Annotated in this window: 16 protein-coding genes; 10 read left to right on the top strand and 6 right to left on the bottom strand. The window is 48.6% G+C overall.

The annotated features are described in order from the left end of the window. Window positions 1-343: 343 nt before the first annotated feature. On the bottom strand, window positions 344-1,150 hold the full coding sequence (locus NT073_RS33265) for a glycogen/starch synthase (protein ID WP_012928947.1): 807 nt from the start codon (window positions 1,148-1,150) through the stop codon (window positions 344-346). A 136-nt stretch (window positions 1,151-1,286) separates the two neighbouring features. Between NT073_RS33265 and panC the strand changes: the two genes are divergently transcribed. Further along, window positions 1,287-2,129, top strand: a complete 843-nt coding sequence (panC, locus tag NT073_RS33260; protein ID WP_297382665.1) for a pantoate--beta-alanine ligase — start codon at window positions 1,287-1,289, stop codon at window positions 2,127-2,129. 13 nt (window positions 2,130-2,142) lie between these two features. Here panC and NT073_RS33255 read toward each other — a convergent pair whose 3' ends face one another. Next, window positions 2,143-2,784 carry a M15 family metallopeptidase gene (locus tag NT073_RS33255; protein ID WP_297382663.1) on the bottom strand — a complete coding sequence of 214 codons (642 nt, stop codon included), beginning with the start codon at window positions 2,782-2,784 and terminating at the stop codon, window positions 2,143-2,145. 144 nt (window positions 2,785-2,928) lie between these two features. Between NT073_RS33255 and NT073_RS33250 the strand changes: the two genes are divergently transcribed. After that, on the top strand, window positions 2,929-4,164 hold the full coding sequence (locus tag NT073_RS33250) for a nucleoside recognition domain-containing protein (protein ID WP_297382661.1): 1,236 nt from the start codon (window positions 2,929-2,931) through the stop codon (window positions 4,162-4,164). A 71-nt stretch (window positions 4,165-4,235) separates the two neighbouring features. Beyond that, window positions 4,236-4,418 (top strand): hypothetical protein, encoded by a 183-nt coding sequence (locus tag NT073_RS33245; protein WP_297382659.1) that lies wholly within the window; start codon window positions 4,236-4,238, stop codon window positions 4,416-4,418. Between the two features lies 1 nt (window position 4,419). Here the strand turns inward: NT073_RS33245 and NT073_RS33240 are convergent, their stop codons facing one another. Beyond that, window positions 4,420-5,082, bottom strand: coding sequence for a DUF1345 domain-containing protein (locus NT073_RS33240; RefSeq protein ID WP_297382657.1), 663 nt, complete (start codon window positions 5,080-5,082; stop codon window positions 4,420-4,422). Between the two features lie 109 nt (window positions 5,083-5,191). Between NT073_RS33240 and NT073_RS33235 the strand changes: the two genes are divergently transcribed. From NT073_RS33235 to NT073_RS33205, 7 genes are all read left to right on the top strand, one after another. Next, a complete protein-coding gene (locus NT073_RS33235; RefSeq protein WP_297382656.1) occupies window positions 5,192-6,211 on the top strand; it encodes a hypothetical protein in 1,020 nt (339 codons plus the stop codon). Between the two features lie 208 nt (window positions 6,212-6,419). Further along, window positions 6,420-9,869: a pyruvate carboxylase gene (locus tag NT073_RS33230; RefSeq protein ID WP_297382655.1), complete on the top strand. Its 3,450-nt coding sequence runs from the start codon at window positions 6,420-6,422 to the stop codon at window positions 9,867-9,869. Between the two features lie 325 nt (window positions 9,870-10,194). Continuing rightward, entirely contained in the window at window positions 10,195-10,584 is a 390-nt protein-coding gene (locus NT073_RS33225) for a DUF4870 domain-containing protein (RefSeq protein WP_297382653.1), read from the top strand. Between the two features lie 49 nt (window positions 10,585-10,633). Beyond that, window positions 10,634-10,954: a DUF3467 domain-containing protein gene (locus NT073_RS33220; protein WP_297382651.1), complete on the top strand. Its 321-nt coding sequence runs from the start codon at window positions 10,634-10,636 to the stop codon at window positions 10,952-10,954. Window positions 10,955-11,110: 156 nt separating this feature from the next. Continuing rightward, window positions 11,111-11,539 carry a 30S ribosomal protein S12 gene (gene rpsL, locus NT073_RS33215; RefSeq protein ID WP_012928934.1) on the top strand — a complete coding sequence of 143 codons (429 nt, stop codon included), beginning with the start codon at window positions 11,111-11,113 and terminating at the stop codon, window positions 11,537-11,539. Window positions 11,540-11,686: 147 nt separating this feature from the next. Beyond that, a complete protein-coding gene (gene rpsG / locus NT073_RS33210) occupies window positions 11,687-12,154 on the top strand; it encodes a 30S ribosomal protein S7 (RefSeq protein ID WP_012928933.1) in 468 nt (155 codons plus the stop codon). An 86-nt stretch (window positions 12,155-12,240) separates the two neighbouring features. Then, a complete protein-coding gene (locus tag NT073_RS33205) occupies window positions 12,241-13,113 on the top strand; it encodes an aldose 1-epimerase family protein (RefSeq protein ID WP_297382646.1) in 873 nt (290 codons plus the stop codon). Between the two features lie 85 nt (window positions 13,114-13,198). Here NT073_RS33205 and NT073_RS33200 read toward each other — a convergent pair whose 3' ends face one another. The 3 genes from NT073_RS33200 to NT073_RS33190 all read right to left on the bottom strand — a co-directional run bounded on the left by NT073_RS33200 (window position 13,199) and on the right by NT073_RS33190 (window position 16,315). Then, window positions 13,199-14,785, bottom strand: coding sequence for a hypothetical protein (locus tag NT073_RS33200; RefSeq protein WP_297382644.1), 1,587 nt, complete (start codon window positions 14,783-14,785; stop codon window positions 13,199-13,201). Between the two features lie 276 nt (window positions 14,786-15,061). Beyond that, the gene (locus tag NT073_RS33195; RefSeq protein ID WP_297382642.1) at window positions 15,062-15,724 is read right to left on the bottom strand and encodes an OmpH family outer membrane protein; all 663 of its coding nucleotides are present in this window, start codon (window positions 15,722-15,724) and stop codon (window positions 15,062-15,064) included. 18 nt (window positions 15,725-15,742) lie between these two features. Next, window positions 15,743-16,315, bottom strand: a complete 573-nt coding sequence (locus NT073_RS33190) for an OmpH family outer membrane protein (RefSeq protein WP_297382641.1) — start codon at window positions 16,313-16,315, stop codon at window positions 15,743-15,745. Between the last annotated feature and the right edge of the window lie 55 nt (window positions 16,316-16,370).

The raw sequence follows: 16,370 nt of genomic DNA, 5'->3' as shown, positions 1-16,370 counted from the left end.
TTCTTGAAGACGGCCAGTCCGTGTTGGTTCATCAGGGCGATGCCGGCGCTGTCGTAGCCCCGGTACTCGAGTCGTTTCAATCCTTTCAGCACCAGGGCGCAGGCCTCCCGGTGCCCTATATAAGCGACAATGCCACACATAGTTGATTTTTGCCGGTACGCCGACACGTTAAAGTTTACACCGGGATGCCGGTCTGTTTTTGGTTAAACAAGCGAAGGAAGGTAACTTTTCCGAGAGTAAATTAACGACAAAAAGCCGGGATTTCCCGGCTTTTAGAGGCTCATTAACAACTGTTTGTTAAATAGTTGTTAATGACTTTTTAAAATATTTAATTAATAGTGCACTAGCCAGCCAGCTGAGTATAGAGGTTATAATAACGGTCTGTTACATCTTCATCTTCGACGGCATCGAATTTATGCTCGGGAAAGTCGGTCAGAATAGCATTGAGGCTTGCGCTCGATTCTTCTTCGGCACGAACAACGGCATCGGCATACGTAGAACCAATTCGTATAAATCCTTCAAAGTCAGCTGTTTTTAATTCAGCCAGCATTTCGTCATCAATGTCCATCATGCGTGCTTTCTCGATGATGTCGCCTTCAAAACGATGCTCGAATGAGTTGTTATACACTGTAAAAACCGACTTGGTGTCCTTAAACATTGGGTCGTTTTTATAGGTTGTTTTGAGATAAAGGGGAATCAGAGCGGTCATCCAGTCGTTGCAATGAACGATATCCGGTGCCCAGCCTAGTTTTTTAACTGTTTCCAGAACACCTTTGCAGAAGAAGATGGCCCGCTCGTCATTATCGTCGTAGAACCGGTTTTCTTTGTCATGGAAGACATATTTCCGTTGGAAGTAGTCTTCGTTGTCAATAAAATATACCTGTAATTTTGCCGTCGGAATCGATGCTACTTTGATAATCAGTGGTTTTTCATCATCTCCTACGGCAATATTAATTCCCGACAACCGTACTACTTCGTGCAACCGGTTTTTGCGCTCGTTGATAAGGCCAAAACGAGGCACCAGAATTCTAATTTCCATCCCGCGCTCCTGCATGGCTTGAGGCAATTTGCGGACGAAGTCAGCGACGTCAGACGTTTTCAGGAAAGGATTGATTTCGCTGGCAACATAAAGGATGCGAAGTTTGCTCATAAGTAGGGAAGCGTGTGTTGTCTGAGTGAACCAAAAAACTTGCAAAATTATACAAATTTTTCCCGTATTTCAATACGTTTTGTCTAAAAAAGATGCAGTTGCCGTATTATTGCAGCCCCAAAAATAGTTGCCTGTTATGCTCCGTTTTGACACTATTACCGCACTGCGTCACCATTTGAGTTCCCTGAGGTCTGAACAACGAACCATTGGGCTTGTACCAACCATGGGGGCGTTGCACGAGGGTCATCTGACACTTATTGACACGGCTCGTCGCGAAAATGACGTGGTCGTGAGCAGCATCTTTGTAAATCCGGTTCAATTCAACAACGCCGACGATCTTGCCCGTTATCCGCGTACCCTGGAAGAAGACTGCCAGAAACTAGAATTGGCCGGTTGTGATGTGGTATTTGCCCCTTCAGTAGCCGAGATGTATCCCGAGTCCCCAACGTTAAAAATAAACTTCGGTGAATTGGAGATAGTCATGGAAGGAGCCTTCCGGCCGGGTCATTTTAACGGTGTAGGTATTGTTGTTGCCAAACTGTTCAACATCATACAGCCCGATAGAGCTTACTTTGGCCAGAAAGATCTGCAACAGGTAGCCGTAATCCGGCAGTTGGTTCGCGACCTGAGTATTCCCGTTGAGTTGGTTCGATGCCCGACCATCCGCGAGGCCGATGGGCTGGCTATGTCGTCACGGAACCGGAATCTCTCGCCTGATGAGCGGGAACAGGCTACGGCCCTCTTTAAGGCCCTTACGCTGGCCCGGGAGTTACTGGCGGATGGTCATAGTCCTTCGCAGGCGAAAGCGGCTGTAACCGGCTTTTTTACGGGCAATCCCCATTTCCGGTTAGAATATGTCGAGGTTGTGAATGCCGATACCCTTACGCTGGCCAATGAAGTGTTAGCGCCGGGCCAAACGGCCATCTGTCTGGCGGCTCATTTAGGGAATGTCAGATTGATTGATAACCTAGTGTTTTAAGACCGTTGCCCTGCTAGTCCACAATCCGAAACATCATCTTTGCTTTCTCTCTCGATAGTGAATTGAAGTGCCACCATTCGAACTCGATGGGGCTAAACCCGCCCTGACGCATGGCCGTGCGCAGAATCTGACGGTTGTCTATTTGCTGCTGCGTTAATTTGCCGGATTGAAGAAGCTCTTTTTCGCGGGATGGGTACGCCAGTTCGCCGAAGAAATCGTACTTCGTGCCCATGTCCAGCGGCTTGCCGTCAGCCGTGGCTACGGTCAAGTCGACCGCGCAGCCGTAGTTGTGAATAGAACCTTTGCGTGGGTCGGCTACGTATTTCTGGCGTTCATGTTCGGGTAAGTCGGGGAGGGCGTTCCAGAGCTTCCACTGTGCCGAGCGGGGGCGGGCCGCATCATACACTAAAAGCCGTAGGTTGGGATGATGGGCTTGCAGGTATTTGCTGGCTTCTGCGAGTTTTTTGGCTGCCATTGGCTGCATGTATGCCCTCGTCAGATCGCCATATACGTCCTTCCCAACGAAGTTGTCGGTAGTCGAATACTTGAGTTCGACAAGAACGGACGGGTCCACTTTCTGTATGTCGACTAGACCCTGTTTGGCCATAGCGGCTTCGAAATCCTGTGCTTTCAGGGTTGTGACACAGAGATACATAAAGAGCCACAGAGAGGCACGGAGAAAAACCTTTGTGTACCTCTGTGTTTTCTCCGTGCCTCTCTGTGTTATAATCTTTTTACGATTCATCATAACGCAAATAACGTCAAAACGCACTACTTTGCTTGCTAAACCGCCCGTAACATGGCCTTGAATTACATCTGGGTTGCCTTTTTTGTCATTGCGTTTATCGTTGCGCTGGCTAAACTGATTTTCCTGGGAGACACCGAAATCTTTAAAATTCTGGTCGAAGGACTGTTCGATTCGTCGAAAGTAGCTGTCATGGACATTGCCTTGCCGCTGGCTGGGGTGATGACGTTTTTTCTGGGGCTGCTCAACATCGGCGAGAAAGCGGGAGCCATTAATTTCCTAGCCCGCATCATCAGCCCCTTCTTTCACAGGCTCTTTCCGGAAGTGCCCCGAGACCACCCGGCCAACGGGCAGATGATCATGAATTTCTCGGCCAATATGCTTGGTCTGGATAATGCGGCCACGCCCTTTGGACTGCGGGCTATGGCCAGTTTGCAGGAGTTGAACCCGACGAAAGAAACGGCTTCTAATGCCCAGATTATGTTTCTGGTGCTGCACACATCGGGCTTAACGATTATTCCGCTGAGTATTATGGCGCAGCGGGCGATTCTGGGGGCTAAAGACCCGTCGGATATTTTCATTCCGTGCCTGATTGCTACGTACGTGGCCACAGTCGTGAGTATGATTGCGGTGGCCATCAAGCAGCGTATCAACCTGATCAATGCTACTGTACTGGGCTGGCTGGGGGGAATCACAAGCCTGATTGCCCTGGCGTTGTGGTTTCTTTCCACCAAAACAAAAGACGAAATCGAGGTTATTTCCAAAGTAACGGGTAACCTCGTGCTGATGCTCATTGTCGTGTCGTTTCTGTTGGGGGCGATGCGCAAAAAAGTAGATATTTTCGACGCCTTCATCGAAGGAGCCAAAGGTGGCTTCGAAACCTCCGTCCGTATCATTCCGTATCTGGTTGGTATGCTCGTTGCCATTGGTGCCTTCCGTAACTCCGGCGCTATGGATTACGTAATCGACGGCCTGAAATACGTGTTCAGCCTGACGGGCATAAATACTGAGTTTACCGATGCCCTGCCGGTTGCGCTTATGCGTCCGCTAAGCGGCTCAGGATCACGGGCGCTGATGATCGACGCCATGAAGCAATTTGGTCCCGATTCGTTTGTTGGGCGACTGGCCTGTATGTTCCAGGGAGCGGCCGATACCACCTTTTACATTGTAGCCCTGTACTTTGGCTCGGTCGGTATTCGTAACTCGCGGTATGCTATTCCGTTCGGATTATTTGCCGATTTAATGGGTATTATTGCCGGTATTGCCCTCGGTTATTTCTTCTTTCACTGAGCGAAAACTATGGAAAATGTGTTAGCTAAGTAGCTAATCCAACAAACTAACCGCTTTGGCGGAATTACCGAATGAATATTAATCAGGTACGTGAACAACTCCACTTGCTGATCGATGAGGTTGACGACATCTATGTGCTAAACGGCTTATACAGAAATCTCCTTTCCGACAAACGGCAGCGGGAAGAGTATGAAAAAGAGCAATTGGAGAAAGCAAAGAAACAGGGAAGAGCCGGAAAACATTACTCCAACTAAGTTAGCTGGCAAGGCCCCCAACCGTCAGGGCAATGATGATAGCATTAAACCCGAACGACAGTACGCCGTGCACCAATGCCGTTCGACGTATAGGCTTTGAACTGATCGCCACATCGGAAACCTGGCTGGTCATGCCAATTACAAACGAGAAATAAGCAAAATCGAGGTAGTCGGGTTCATCATCGTTCGGGAAGTCCACACCGCCCGGATGCGTTTTCTGGTTCTTGTCATTACCGTAATACATGTGTGCATAGCGTAGCGTGAACACCGTATGCACGAGCGTCCAGGCGCTGGCAATGGCCGATATAGCCAGCAGCCTGTTTCGTGTCCATTCAGGAGAATGCTTGTCTGTTGAGTCGATTAATTCGATGACGGCAAAGAGACTGGCTACGGCGGCTACAACCACGAAAAGCAGAATCAACGTTCGGCTCGAATCCTCAAGACTTGTTAGTTTAGGCAGATCGCGGGGATGGGCAATGCCGATACTCGTCCACATTAGCGCTAGTATTGTTATGGCAAACGTTATCCAGACAACGGTCAGGTGAGCGGCTACACTGAACCTTACCGGAACGGCAAAATAGGCAACGACTGCTGCGAGCAGACCAATCGCTAACCGATGTTGAGAGTCCAGACGGGCAATCGAATGCAGGGGTCGTATCGACATTTTTTAAGGAAATGAACAAGTAGGTTACGAAGAACGCTTTTGGCATAGTGCTGCCCAAATTTCCGACAGCTCGCGTTCTATCTTTTAATGTATTCCGTAAACAGGCATCATGTCTCAACTCACTCAGCATCAACTTGTTCGAATTGGTACCGAAAGCGACTCACTGTCGAAGTCGCAGAAAGAATTTAATCGGTTAACGCAGAAAATAGAGGAAACAACGGCTGCATTAAAGCAACTTAGGGAGGCATCGGACTACATCTACCAGCGATTACAGGCCGATTATCAACCCCTCGTTGATCAGTATATTCAGTTGCGGGTCAATTTGGTTCGGTTGTTCGACCGGGCGTATGAACAGGACGACATCACGAGAACGGAGCAGAAAAAACTGGCTGACCTGATTCGAACCATCGCTTCCGACCTGATTTTCCAATACGACGTCGACAGCCTGGAATTTATTTATAACAAGTACAAAACGGACGATGATAATGAGCCTGATCGGCAAGTGGCAACCTGGACAGGTGAAGCGGGCGGTGAGTTCTCCTACGAGTCAGACAGTTTAGCCGCGCAGGAAGCTGCCGAAGCCGAACGCCAGCGCCAGCGGGCCAGTAAGCCCAAATCGGAGAAGCGACTGGCGCGTGAAGCAAGAAAGAAAGCTGATGAGCAAAACACGACCAAAGCCGTTCGTACCCTTTACATGGATCTGGTGAAAGCGTTTCACCCCGACCGGGAACCGGATGAGGCCGAAAAGGTGCGCAAAACCGAAATCATGCACCGGGTCATTGCCGCTTATGAGAAAAGTGATTTGCTGGCGTTGTTTCGGCTACAACTCGAATTGGAACGAATCGACCAGTCCCACCTGACATCACTGGCCGAAAGTCAGCTAAATTATTACAACAAAATTCTGAGGCAGCAGGCGCAGGAACTGGACGATGAACTGGCTGCCTTGCAGAAACAACTGGCCCGGATGACAGGAAAATCCAAGTTTACGGCGGGTTCACTGGTTGGCTTCGACATTAGTCTTAACAGTGACATAAGTCAGCTTAGGCGCGACGCCAAACAGCTGAAAAGTGACCTGAAAGCACTGGCTGATACAGGTGTACTGAGACAGTGGCTGAAAAGCTATCGGTGAGGGAAAGAAAATGGATGATATTGATAAGTTTATAGAATAAGTAGACCTTCATTCAAGGAGGTACTGCTTTGTCTGGTTCTGTAATATTCCCTGAAAAAACTATCTTCTCCAAGGATTATAAAGGGGAGGGTAGTTATTTCAAAATTTTCAACAATCTTGCTATGTTATTTGGCACTTGTATAGCCTGAAGCCGCTTTTGTTGAGAATCATGAAAGAGTACATCCGACCCATTAAACGTTTGCTCGTCGCCAACCGGGGCGAAATCGCTATCCGCATCATGCGGGCAGCTACTGAGCTGGGCATCACAACTGTTGCCGTTTACACCTACGAAGACCGGTATTCGCTTCACCGCTATAAGGCCGATGAAGCTTACCAGATTGGTCGTGATGAAGACCCGCTGAAGCCGTATCTGGACGTTGAAGGGATTGTTCTCCTTGCCAAACGACATAAGGTCGATGCCATTCACCCCGGTTACGGATTTCTCTCCGAAAACGTAAACCTGGCTCGTCGGTGCCGTGAGGAAGGCATCATTTTCGTAGGGCCATCGCCGGAAGCTATGGACGCCCTAGGCGATAAGGTAAGAGCTAAAAATCTGGCGACCAGCGCCGGGGTGCCCCTCATTCCCGATTCGCGGGAAGAGAATATGTCAGCGGAGTTTGCCCTTACCGAAGCGCAACGCATCGGTTTCCCCATCATGGTGAAAGCTGCTGCCGGGGGCGGTGGACGCGGTATGCGCGTGGTACGGCAGGCCGAAGAGTTTGAGAAAGCGTTTGCCGAAGCTAAGAACGAAGCCCGTAATGCTTTTGGCGATGATACCATCTTCCTCGAAAAATTCATTGAAGAGCCCAAGCATATTGAGGTTCAGCTACTCGGCGACCAGCACGGTAACATCGTTCACCTTTACGAACGTGACTGTTCCGTGCAGCGACGGTTCCAGAAGGTAGTTGAAGTCGCGCCTTCCTTTGGGTTGAAACAGGAAACAAAAGATAAACTCTACGCTTACGCCCTGCAATTGGGTCGGGCAGTGAATTACTCCAATGCTGGAACGGTCGAATTTCTGGTCGACAAAGCGGAGAATATTTATTTTATTGAAGTAAATCCCCGAATTCAGGTTGAGCATACGATTACCGAAGAGGTAACGGGCATCGACATTGTCAGAACGCAGATTCTGATTGCGATGGGATACCAGCTTTCCGACAACGGAATTTATATCAATCACCAGAACGATGTTCCGCTCAACGGTTATGCCATCCAGTGTCGGATTACGACCGAAGACCCTGCTAACGGATTCAAGCCCGATTTTGGTACTATAACGGCCTACCGGAATGCGGCCGGTTTCGGTATCCGTCTCGATGAGGGAAGCAGCTACGCGGGTATGAAAATCTCGCCTTATTTCGATTCCATGATCGTAAAAGTATCGGCGCGTGGACGGACACTCAAAGGGGCCACCCAACGACTGACTCGGGCACTGGTCGAGTTCCGGATTCGGGGGGTGAAAACCAACATCGGTTTCCTGCTGAACGTGATCAGTCACCCGGTTTTCCAGCGGGGTGAAGCGCGGGTGTCGTTCATCGAAACCCATCCCGAACTGTTCAACTTTCGGAAGCCGCAGGACCGCTCGACGCGGGTACTCAATTACCTGGCCGATGTGATCGTAAACGGAAATCCAGAAGTTAAAAAGAAGGACGACAGCAAGATATTTCGTACTCCAGTTGTTCCCAACTTCGATATCTACGGGGCCTACCCGGCAGGAAATCGCGACCGGCTCAAGGAGTTAGGCCGGGAGAAATTCGTTCAGTGGGTTCTCGATCAGAAGAGCATACTGTATACCGATACTACGTTTCGCGATGGACACCAGTCACTGCTGGCAACCCGCGTTCGGACGCAGGATTTACAGAAAGTAGCCGAGGGGTTCGCCAAGAACCACCCGGAGCTGTTCTCAATGGAAGTATGGGGCGGGGCTACCTTCGACGTGTCGATGCGCTTCCTGTATGAAAGTCCGTGGAAACGGCTGGCCGCTCTGCGCGAAGTCATGCCAAACATGCTCCTGCAAATGCTGTTCCGAGGTTCCAACGCGGTGGGCTACTCGGCTTATCCCGATAACCTTATCGAGAAATTCGTGGAGCAGTCGTGGGAAACGGGTATCGACGTTTTTCGTATTTTCGACTCCCTCAACTGGGTCGAAGCCATGAAAGTAAGCATGCGGGCCGTACGCGAACGGACTGATGCACTGTGCGAAGCCGCCATCTGCTATACCGGCGATCTGCTAGACCCGAATCAGAAGAAATACACGCTCCAATACTACCTAGATATGGCGCGTCAGTTGGAAGACGAAGGGGCGCATCTGCTGGCTATTAAAGACATGGCTGGTTTGCTCAAGCCCCTGGCTGCTGATGTTCTCGTTCGGGAATTGAAGCAGGCCGTTAGTATTCCGGTTCACCTCCATACGCACGACACGCCCGGTATTCAGGCGGCTTCGTATCTGAAAGCCATTGATGCTGGTGTCGATATTGTCGATTGTGCGCTGGGGGCACTGTCGGGTCTGACCTCACAGCCGAACTTCAACTCCGTTGTGGCCATGATGCAGGGCCACGAGCGTGAATGTGAAACAAACCTTTCCTCACTAAACGCGTACTCGAATTACTGGGAAGATGTTCGAGAGTACTACTACCCATTTGAGTCAGGCATGAAGGCGGGTAGCGCGGAAGTGTACGAGAACGAAATTCCGGGTGGTCAGTATTCGAACCTTAAGCCTCAGGCTATCGCCACCGGCCTGGGCGATAAGTTCGAGACGCTGAAAAAGAACTACTCGGTAGCCAACCAACTCTTTGGCGACATCGTGAAAGTGACGCCATCCTCGAAAGTGGTGGGCGACATGGCTATTTTTATGACCGCCAATAACCTTACGGCCAACGATGTTCTGACGCGTGGCGAGTCGCTCTCTTTTCCTGAATCGGTGAAAGAACTGATGAAAGGAATTCTGGGCCAGCCGGTTGGTGGTTTTCCCGAAGACATTCAGAAAGTGGTCCTGAAAGGGGAGGAACCCATAAAAGGCCGTCCGAACGAGCACCTGAAACCGATTGATTTCGATGCCGATTTTAAAACCTTTCAGGAGAAATATCCGCAGTGCGACGGGTTCGTCGATTACCTCTCATACCAGATGTACCCGAAGGTGTATGACGAATACTATAAGGCGAATGTGCAGTACGGCAACGTGAGTATCATTCCAACGCCCGCGTTTTTCTACGGATTGAAGGAGAATGAAGAAATTCTGATCAACATCGAAGAAGGGAAGAACATCCTGGTTCGGTTGCTGTTCAAATCGGAGCCCGACGAATTTGGTATGCGGACCATCACCTTCGAACTTAACGGGCAGAGCCGTCAGGTCCAGGTGCGCGACCGGGCCTCAAAGGTAGAAAAAGCTATCAATGCCAAAGCGAGCAAGCCGGGAGATGTTGGTGCACCGCTGCAAGGACGCTTAACCCGAATTCTGGTGAAGGAAGGCGATGTTGTCAAGAAAAATCAGCCGTTGTTCGTAATCGAAGCCATGAAGATGGAAAGTATCGTGGCTGCCCAGAAAGAGGGTAAAGTAGCCAAAGTTGTGCTCAAAGAGGCTACGACCGTTGAGCAGGACGATTGCGTCATTGAACTGGCGTAAGAGGTATTATGTACCAAACAGCCTCTGGTAGTTTGTGGTCGGTGAGCTATACAACAGCCATTCCCTTTCCACAAGCGGCCAGAGGCTGTTTGTTATAAAGCAACACTCGTATGCGACACGCTGGGTTTTCAGCAATCGGTTTTCGACAACGGGTTTTATAGCTGAAATTGCTAACAACGGATGTACCTTTCTGGATATGGGTGGTTTGTTAACCTAATGGCACTTTCAGTTGTCGATAGACAGCGCGAAACAGGTGATGTATGAGGCTATTGTATCAATCAATGTTTTGTCGGAACTTGTTTATTCATCTAAACCGCTGTTCTTCATGGAAAACCAACCGCCTACTCCCCCTTTCTCACCTGTTCCTGCACCCATGAGTGAATCGGATGTCCGTATGTGGGCTATGCTGGCTCATTTGAGCGCCCTAACCGGCTTGTTTACGGGTATTGGGTTCATTATTACACCACTTATTGTCTGGCAGATTCAAAAAGACAAATCAGCTTACATCGATTACCATGGTAAAGAAGCGGTTAATTTTCAGATCACTATAGCTCTGGTAAGTGCTGTATCGTTTTTGCTGATGTTTGTTCTGATTGGCTTTGTCCTGATCTGGATTGTCGGCATCGTGTGGCTGGTTTTCACTATTATTGCAGCCATAAAAGCCAACAACGGCGAATATTACCGCTATCCTCTAACCATCCGGTTCATAAAATAGCCCCAATTCTGTCCATCTTTTATACAGGCTTTTGCTAACTACATCGCATATGAGTCCTCAACAAACAAACCCCGAAGGCGCAATTGACGTCGAATTGAGTGAAGAGATCGCCGAAGGTGTTTATGCTAATCTGGCCATGATCGCTCACTCGAACAGTGAGTTTATTTTAGATTTCATCCGCTTGATGCCGGGCGTTCCCAAGGCGAAAGTAAAAGCCCGTATTATTCTTACCCCCGAGCACGCCAAGCGTTTGCTGGAAGCCCTACGCGAAAATATTAGTCGTTTCGAAGAAGCTTATGGCGGCATCAACGAGCCTAATGACTTCAAGTTTCCTGCCGGTGGTTTCGGCGGGCCAGTCGGGCAGGCATAAAGGGATTCGCATAGTACAACTTACGAACGACGAATTTAGCTCGCATCAGGCCAAATCGTCGTTTGTAACTTATAAATCCTTTGGCTTTCAAACACTTTTACGTATCTTTGCACCTCAAAATTCGGGAAGACTGTTTTTTCGTAAACAAAACTAAGAATGCCTACTATACAACAACTCGTGCGTAAGGGCCGCGAAAAGCTGATCGACAAGTCGAAGTCGCCTGCTTTGGACTCTTGCCCACAACGTCGGGGCGTGTGTACGCGTGTGTACACAACGACGCCGAAGAAGCCGAACTCGGCCCTTCGGAAAGTTGCCCGGGTTCGTCTGACGAACCAAAAAGAAGTTAACGCTTACATCCCAGGCGAAGGTCACAACCTCCAGGAGCACTCAATCGTATTGATTCGTGGTGGCCGGGTTAAAGATCTTCCAGGTGTACGTTACCACATCGTTCGGGGTGCTCTGGATACGGCTGGCGTAAGCGGTCGTCTGCAAAGCCGTTCGAAATATGGTGCTAAACGGCCAAAACCAGGTCAGGCTCCAGCTAAAGGTGGTAAAGGTGCACCGCCAGCGAAAAAGAAAAAGTAATTTAGTGTAGTTAGTTAATTCGTTCAGTATGTGTAATTAATGGGTTTTAAACTTACTACACTACTTCACTTAATTAACTGCTTACCAAAAATTAACTGGGCGTTGGAAGGACTGCGTCCAGAGTAAGATCAAAAATCTGAAGAAATCATGAGAAAGGCGAAACCGCCCAAGCGTTACGTATTACCCGACCCGAAGTATAAAGAGGTCCTCGTAACCAAATTTGTAAACAACCTGATGTACGAAGGCAAGAAGAGCCTGGCGTACTCCATCTTCTACGACGCTCTCGATGTAGTTGCCAAGCGCACCAGCGAAAGTGGTCTGGATACCTGGAAAAAGGCATTGAACAATGTTATGCCATCAGTTGAAGTAAAAAGCCGTCGTGTCGGTGGAGCTACCTTTCAGGTGCCAACCGAAGTACGGGCAGACCGAAAAGTCGCGGTAGGCATGAAATGGCTTATTAAGTATGCTCGTTCACGTGGTGAAAAAACCATGGTAGACCGGTTAGCTGCTGAAATCGTTGCAGCCGCAAAAGGCGAAGGCGCAGCAGTGAAAAAGAAGGATGATACGCACCGTATGGCCGAAGCCAACAAAGCGTTCTCTCACTTCCGGTTCTAAACCAATAAAACTGGCCAAAATCCCGATGGCCGTTACCTTTGCAAAAGCTATCCAACATTGGGTAGCTTTTGTTGTTTTTACCCTATATGACAACTTTAGAAAACGACAATCTCCGCGTCGTCATTCAGCCCAAAGGTGCCGAACTGACCTCTATTTTTCATAAACCATCGGGTATCGAGCACCTCTGGCAGGCCGATCCGACTGTTTGGGGCTGGCATGCGCCGAACCTGTTTCCGGTCGTGGGCGGGTGTCTGAATAATCAATTGCTGATCGGAGGGGAAACGTACCCGATTGAGCGGCATGGCTTTACTCGTCAGTCGGTTTTTGAGAATACAGAGTCTACCCGAACACATGCTATATTCTCCTTAGGGTCGAGTGATTCGACCCGTGTACATTTTCCGTACGAGTTCGAGTTTCAGATCATCTATGAACTGGACGGACCGAAACTGACGGTTACGTATCGGGTGGTGAACGAAGATGAACAGACTATATTCTTCTCGGTGGGGGCACATCCTGCTTTTGCCGTGCCGTTTATGGCTGGAGAAGCCTATCAAGATTACTTTGTCGAATTTGAGAAGGCAGAGCCGCTGGAAACGCACATGCTTTCATCAGCAGGGTACTTTACCGGAGAAACTAAGTCGGTTCCGACAGTTGATGGCAGTAAGCTGCCTTTGACAAAGCACTTGTTTGATGCCGATGCGCTCGTGTTTAAGAACCTGAAGTCCCGCCGGGTAACGATCCGAAGCAACAAGCACGATCAGACTTTATCGGTCGACTACCCTGCCTTCCCTTATCTAGGTATCTGGGCCAAGCCAGGCGCGCCTTTTGTTTGTATAGAGCCCTGGCTGGGCTGTGCAGACAGCGAAGGTGAGCCAAGGCCAATTGAGGAAAAAGAAGCCATTCAGCAGTTGGCAGAAGGAAAGGTGTTTGATGCAGCTTTTACAATTACAATCCAGTAAACGTGCACACAGTAGTTGGCTGGCTATCGTAATCGGCTGGTATCAGCCGTCTTAAGGCGTTAGCCAACCAACTACTGCATACTCCTTATTGCGTTTCCTCCAGTGGCGTAAAGTCTTTAAATCTACGCTTGAGCGCTTTATCATTCGCTTCCTTTTTGGTTTGCCAGTTCGCGTCCAGCTCCAGGGCAACCAGGCCGCTCAGGCTCATCGAGTTACGGAAGTCGTCCAGTTTTTTGATAAACTCGCCACTGCGACGAGCTGATTTCAGCGCAAACTCCCGGGCAAACACATCGCCTTTATTTTGTAATTCGCTTCGCTTTCCCAATACATAATTGTAGCGATCGAGCAAATCTTTCATTGACTTACCAATAACCTCCGTTGCTTCCAGCGTCCCCATAGTCAAAACTGCGGTACCCCCAATAGCCGAAATAAGGCGGCCATTTTTCTGCGCTTCTGCGCTAGTACTCGATCCTGTTACGGCCGGAGTTACGCCCGTAACAGCACCCAGCGACGCATTGGCTACAGAACGGTTACGCTTACCACCTTTGGCTTTTTTGTAGTCGTGCTTAAGTTGCTCTTCCTTATCGCTTAACTGTTCAACGAGTCCCCAGGCCTGTACCAGCAGCTGACGATACTGATTATAATAATAACGATCTTTTTCGGCTTCGTTAATTGTATTGAGCACGGTAAAGTTAATCCGACGCTCCTCCCGGTTCTGTGCTTTGTCAAGCACATAGAAGGTTACGGTAACACCTAGTGAATCGTAAGGATCTTTTACAAAGTCGTAGCCTGGCTGCCAGATGAACTCGTACTGGTTATCGGTGTTTTTAACTAAAGCTGTTTTGGGAATCTGCTGATTATCTGATAAAAAGCCAAAGGCCGTAATATCGTCGTCGCCATTTGGATCAGAGAGATAAAACTTGAGGTTGACCGTCGCATTTTCCTTCAGTTTATAATAGGTGTCTTTAGGAATTACGGCGATATCAGGCGGTAAGTCCATGGCCGTCACCTCCACTTTCAATCTGCCTTTGGTGCGTGTTTTGGCAGGTTGATCTTCTACCCAGAACTCTATATACTGATGTGCCTGCTTCAGTTTATTGAATTGATTGAGGGATAATGTCCAGGTAAACTCTCCCTGCGACGACAGTTTACTGCCTTCGGGCATCTGGTCGGCAATCGGGATGAAAACGATAGGGTCGCCATCGTCGTCACGGACTATCTGCGAATCCATCTTGTACGTGTTCTGCGTACGGTAGCTCACGTAAAATGGCCGTAGCTCGCCAATAACCGGTGGACGGTTTACATGAATTACCTTAAAGTCGATACTCTGCGTTGCTGTTTGCCCGTGTTGGTTTCGAACTTCAAAGCTAACCGGATAGGTTTTTGTCGTCTGAATACGGTCGGCCAAATCGAAGCCGGGTGTCCAGCTAAAATGCCCCAGTGAGTCCAGTTGCATGCCTTCCTGCCGGTCATTTCCAAAGCCAAAGGTAAGCGTGTCTGTAGACGCCCCAGTGGCTTTTAAATCAAATCGTACCGTGCTGCCTTCATGCACCACGTTCCAATTAGTTTGGGTGGGTAAGAGTAGTTGTAATGATCTGGAATCCTGCGCATGGATGCTACCAATTGTAATAGTCGATAACATGCACGCTACTATACCGGCAGTTCGGTTCATAACGACAGTCAATGGTGGTCTGTTTTGAGAAACGTAAAAATAAGCCGAAGATTTTGTCCGGGTTACTTTATAAAGCAGTTTTAAGACTTTTCTTAGCATTAATACCGTTTTTACTCGTAATAATTATACTTCTCCGGGAAGTAATAAGGCTATACAGAGATTATTTTTTGATGCATTATTTTTATTGAGGTATGGATAGTTGCCGGGACGTTAACGAAAAATCGCTTCCCCATCTCTGAAGAAGCGATTTTTCGTTAACGTCCTGGTGAACAAACCTTAGTTTTTCTTCGGCGTAGCAGAGCCCGTAGGCTTAGCGGCTGCTGGTGCACTGCCACCAGTGGTAGCTGGTTTAGCAGCGGCAGCGGCTTTTGCAGGATCGATGCCCAATTTTTTCAGAACCAACTCCGTGATGTTGTTGTCTTCGGGAGCAACCAGCAAAATAGGAATGGTGTTGGCACCTGCATCCAGGTTGAACACATACTGATAGCCGTTTTCTTTAGCAACAGCATCAATACCTTTCTGGATTTTCTGCACAACCGGGTTTACCAACTGCTGGTATTTCGTTTGCAGCGATTGCTCAGCCGTGCGACCAAACTCCTGAATCCGGGCCTGAAGTCCCTGTAATTCAGTTTCGCGGTCTTTTCGGATCACATCCGACATCTGAGCGGCTCCTTTTTCGTAGGCACCGTATTTGTCTTCCAGTTCTTTCTGCATCCGCTTCAGTTCGTTTTCCGATTGCGTACGCTGAATGGTTAACTGATTCTGAATATCTTTTGCTTCAGGAGTTTGCGAAAGGATGTAATCGATATTGGTATAGCCTAACTTCAATGGACCAGCAGAAGCTGTCGTAGCCGGTGTTGTCGTTTGGGCTTGAGCCTGTGCGTTTAAACCGCCCAATAGCAGAGCTGCTGCAAACGCAATGACGAGGTTTTTCTTCATCTCAAATTATTGTTTGTATTACTTAGGTTTTGTGGTTGTGTTATTGATTGGATTACTGTTGGTAGCCGTTGGTTTAATGTCAAGTCCCAACTCTTCCATTACATAATCCGAATAATCGTGCCTTGGGTTCGTGTAGAGCATAACAAAGTCAGACGCTTTGTCGAACATAAAGTCCAGTTTCTTCTGCAAACACACTTTTTCAACGGCCCGGTTTACTAACTCCATCGGGGATTTCATCAACTCTTTTTTCTTCTCGAAAAGAAGCCCCTGATACCCAAACACTTTATTGTTGTAATCCCTTGCTTCTCGCTCTTTGTCGCTAATGGCACGTAGCCGCTCGCGCTTCATGTCTTCGGTTAGTAGAATCTCCTCTGCCTGATACGCTTTCTGCAATTTGTCAATCTCAACGTATTTATCCTGAATATCTTTCGACCACTTATCGGCAAACTTGTCGATTTCACCCAGTGCCTTCTGATACTCGGGCATTTTGCTGAAAATGAACTCAGTATCTACGTACCCAAATTTCTGTGCTTGTGCGGGCGTCGATGCCCAAACAGCGCACAAAAGTACGAAAAATAGGGCTTTCTTCATTGATTATGCCTCAAATATTTGCAGGAACTGATTGATTGTCAAATGGATTTGTGAA

Origin of the sequence: Spirosoma sp. (assembly GCF_026391055.1) — a bacterium.
In the GTDB taxonomy this organism is placed as follows: Bacteria; Bacteroidota; Bacteroidia; order Cytophagales; family Spirosomataceae; genus Spirosoma.
The sequence above is the reverse complement of the archived record's forward strand: the minus strand, read 5'-3'. Positions and strand labels throughout refer to the sequence as shown.

What these genes read in the sequence shown, in the direction of transcription:
- NT073_RS33200 (WP_297382644.1), bottom strand. Translation starts at nt 14,785, where the DNA reads ATGAACCGAACTGCCGGTATAGTAGCGTGCATGTTATCGACTATTACA.
- NT073_RS33240 (WP_297382657.1), bottom strand. Translation starts at nt 5,082, where the DNA reads ATGTCGATACGACCCCTGCATTCGATTGCCCGTCTGGACTCTCAACAT.
- NT073_RS33265 (WP_012928947.1), bottom strand. Translation starts at nt 1,150, where the DNA reads ATGAGCAAACTTCGCATCCTTTATGTTGCCAGCGAAATCAATCCTTTC.
- NT073_RS33205 (WP_297382646.1), top strand. Translation starts at nt 12,241, where the DNA reads ATGACAACTTTAGAAAACGACAATCTCCGCGTCGTCATTCAGCCCAAA.
- NT073_RS33230 (WP_297382655.1), top strand. Translation starts at nt 6,420, where the DNA reads ATGAAAGAGTACATCCGACCCATTAAACGTTTGCTCGTCGCCAACCGG.
- rpsG (WP_012928933.1), top strand. Translation starts at nt 11,687, where the DNA reads ATGAGAAAGGCGAAACCGCCCAAGCGTTACGTATTACCCGACCCGAAG.
- NT073_RS33220 (WP_297382651.1), top strand. Translation starts at nt 10,634, where the DNA reads ATGAGTCCTCAACAAACAAACCCCGAAGGCGCAATTGACGTCGAATTG.
- NT073_RS33235 (WP_297382656.1), top strand. Translation starts at nt 5,192, where the DNA reads ATGTCTCAACTCACTCAGCATCAACTTGTTCGAATTGGTACCGAAAGC.
- panC (WP_297382665.1), top strand. Translation starts at nt 1,287, where the DNA reads ATGCTCCGTTTTGACACTATTACCGCACTGCGTCACCATTTGAGTTCC.
- NT073_RS33195 (WP_297382642.1), bottom strand. Translation starts at nt 15,724, where the DNA reads ATGAAGAAAAACCTCGTCATTGCGTTTGCAGCAGCTCTGCTATTGGGC.
- rpsL (WP_012928934.1), top strand. Translation starts at nt 11,111, where the DNA reads ATGCCTACTATACAACAACTCGTGCGTAAGGGCCGCGAAAAGCTGATC.
- NT073_RS33255 (WP_297382663.1), bottom strand. Translation starts at nt 2,784, where the DNA reads ATGTATCTCTGTGTCACAACCCTGAAAGCACAGGATTTCGAAGCCGCT.
- NT073_RS33225 (WP_297382653.1), top strand. Translation starts at nt 10,195, where the DNA reads ATGGAAAACCAACCGCCTACTCCCCCTTTCTCACCTGTTCCTGCACCC.
- NT073_RS33245 (WP_297382659.1), top strand. Translation starts at nt 4,236, where the DNA reads ATGAATATTAATCAGGTACGTGAACAACTCCACTTGCTGATCGATGAG.
- NT073_RS33190 (WP_297382641.1), bottom strand. Translation starts at nt 16,315, where the DNA reads ATGAAGAAAGCCCTATTTTTCGTACTTTTGTGCGCTGTTTGGGCATCG.
- NT073_RS33250 (WP_297382661.1), top strand. Translation starts at nt 2,929, where the DNA reads ATGGCCTTGAATTACATCTGGGTTGCCTTTTTTGTCATTGCGTTTATC.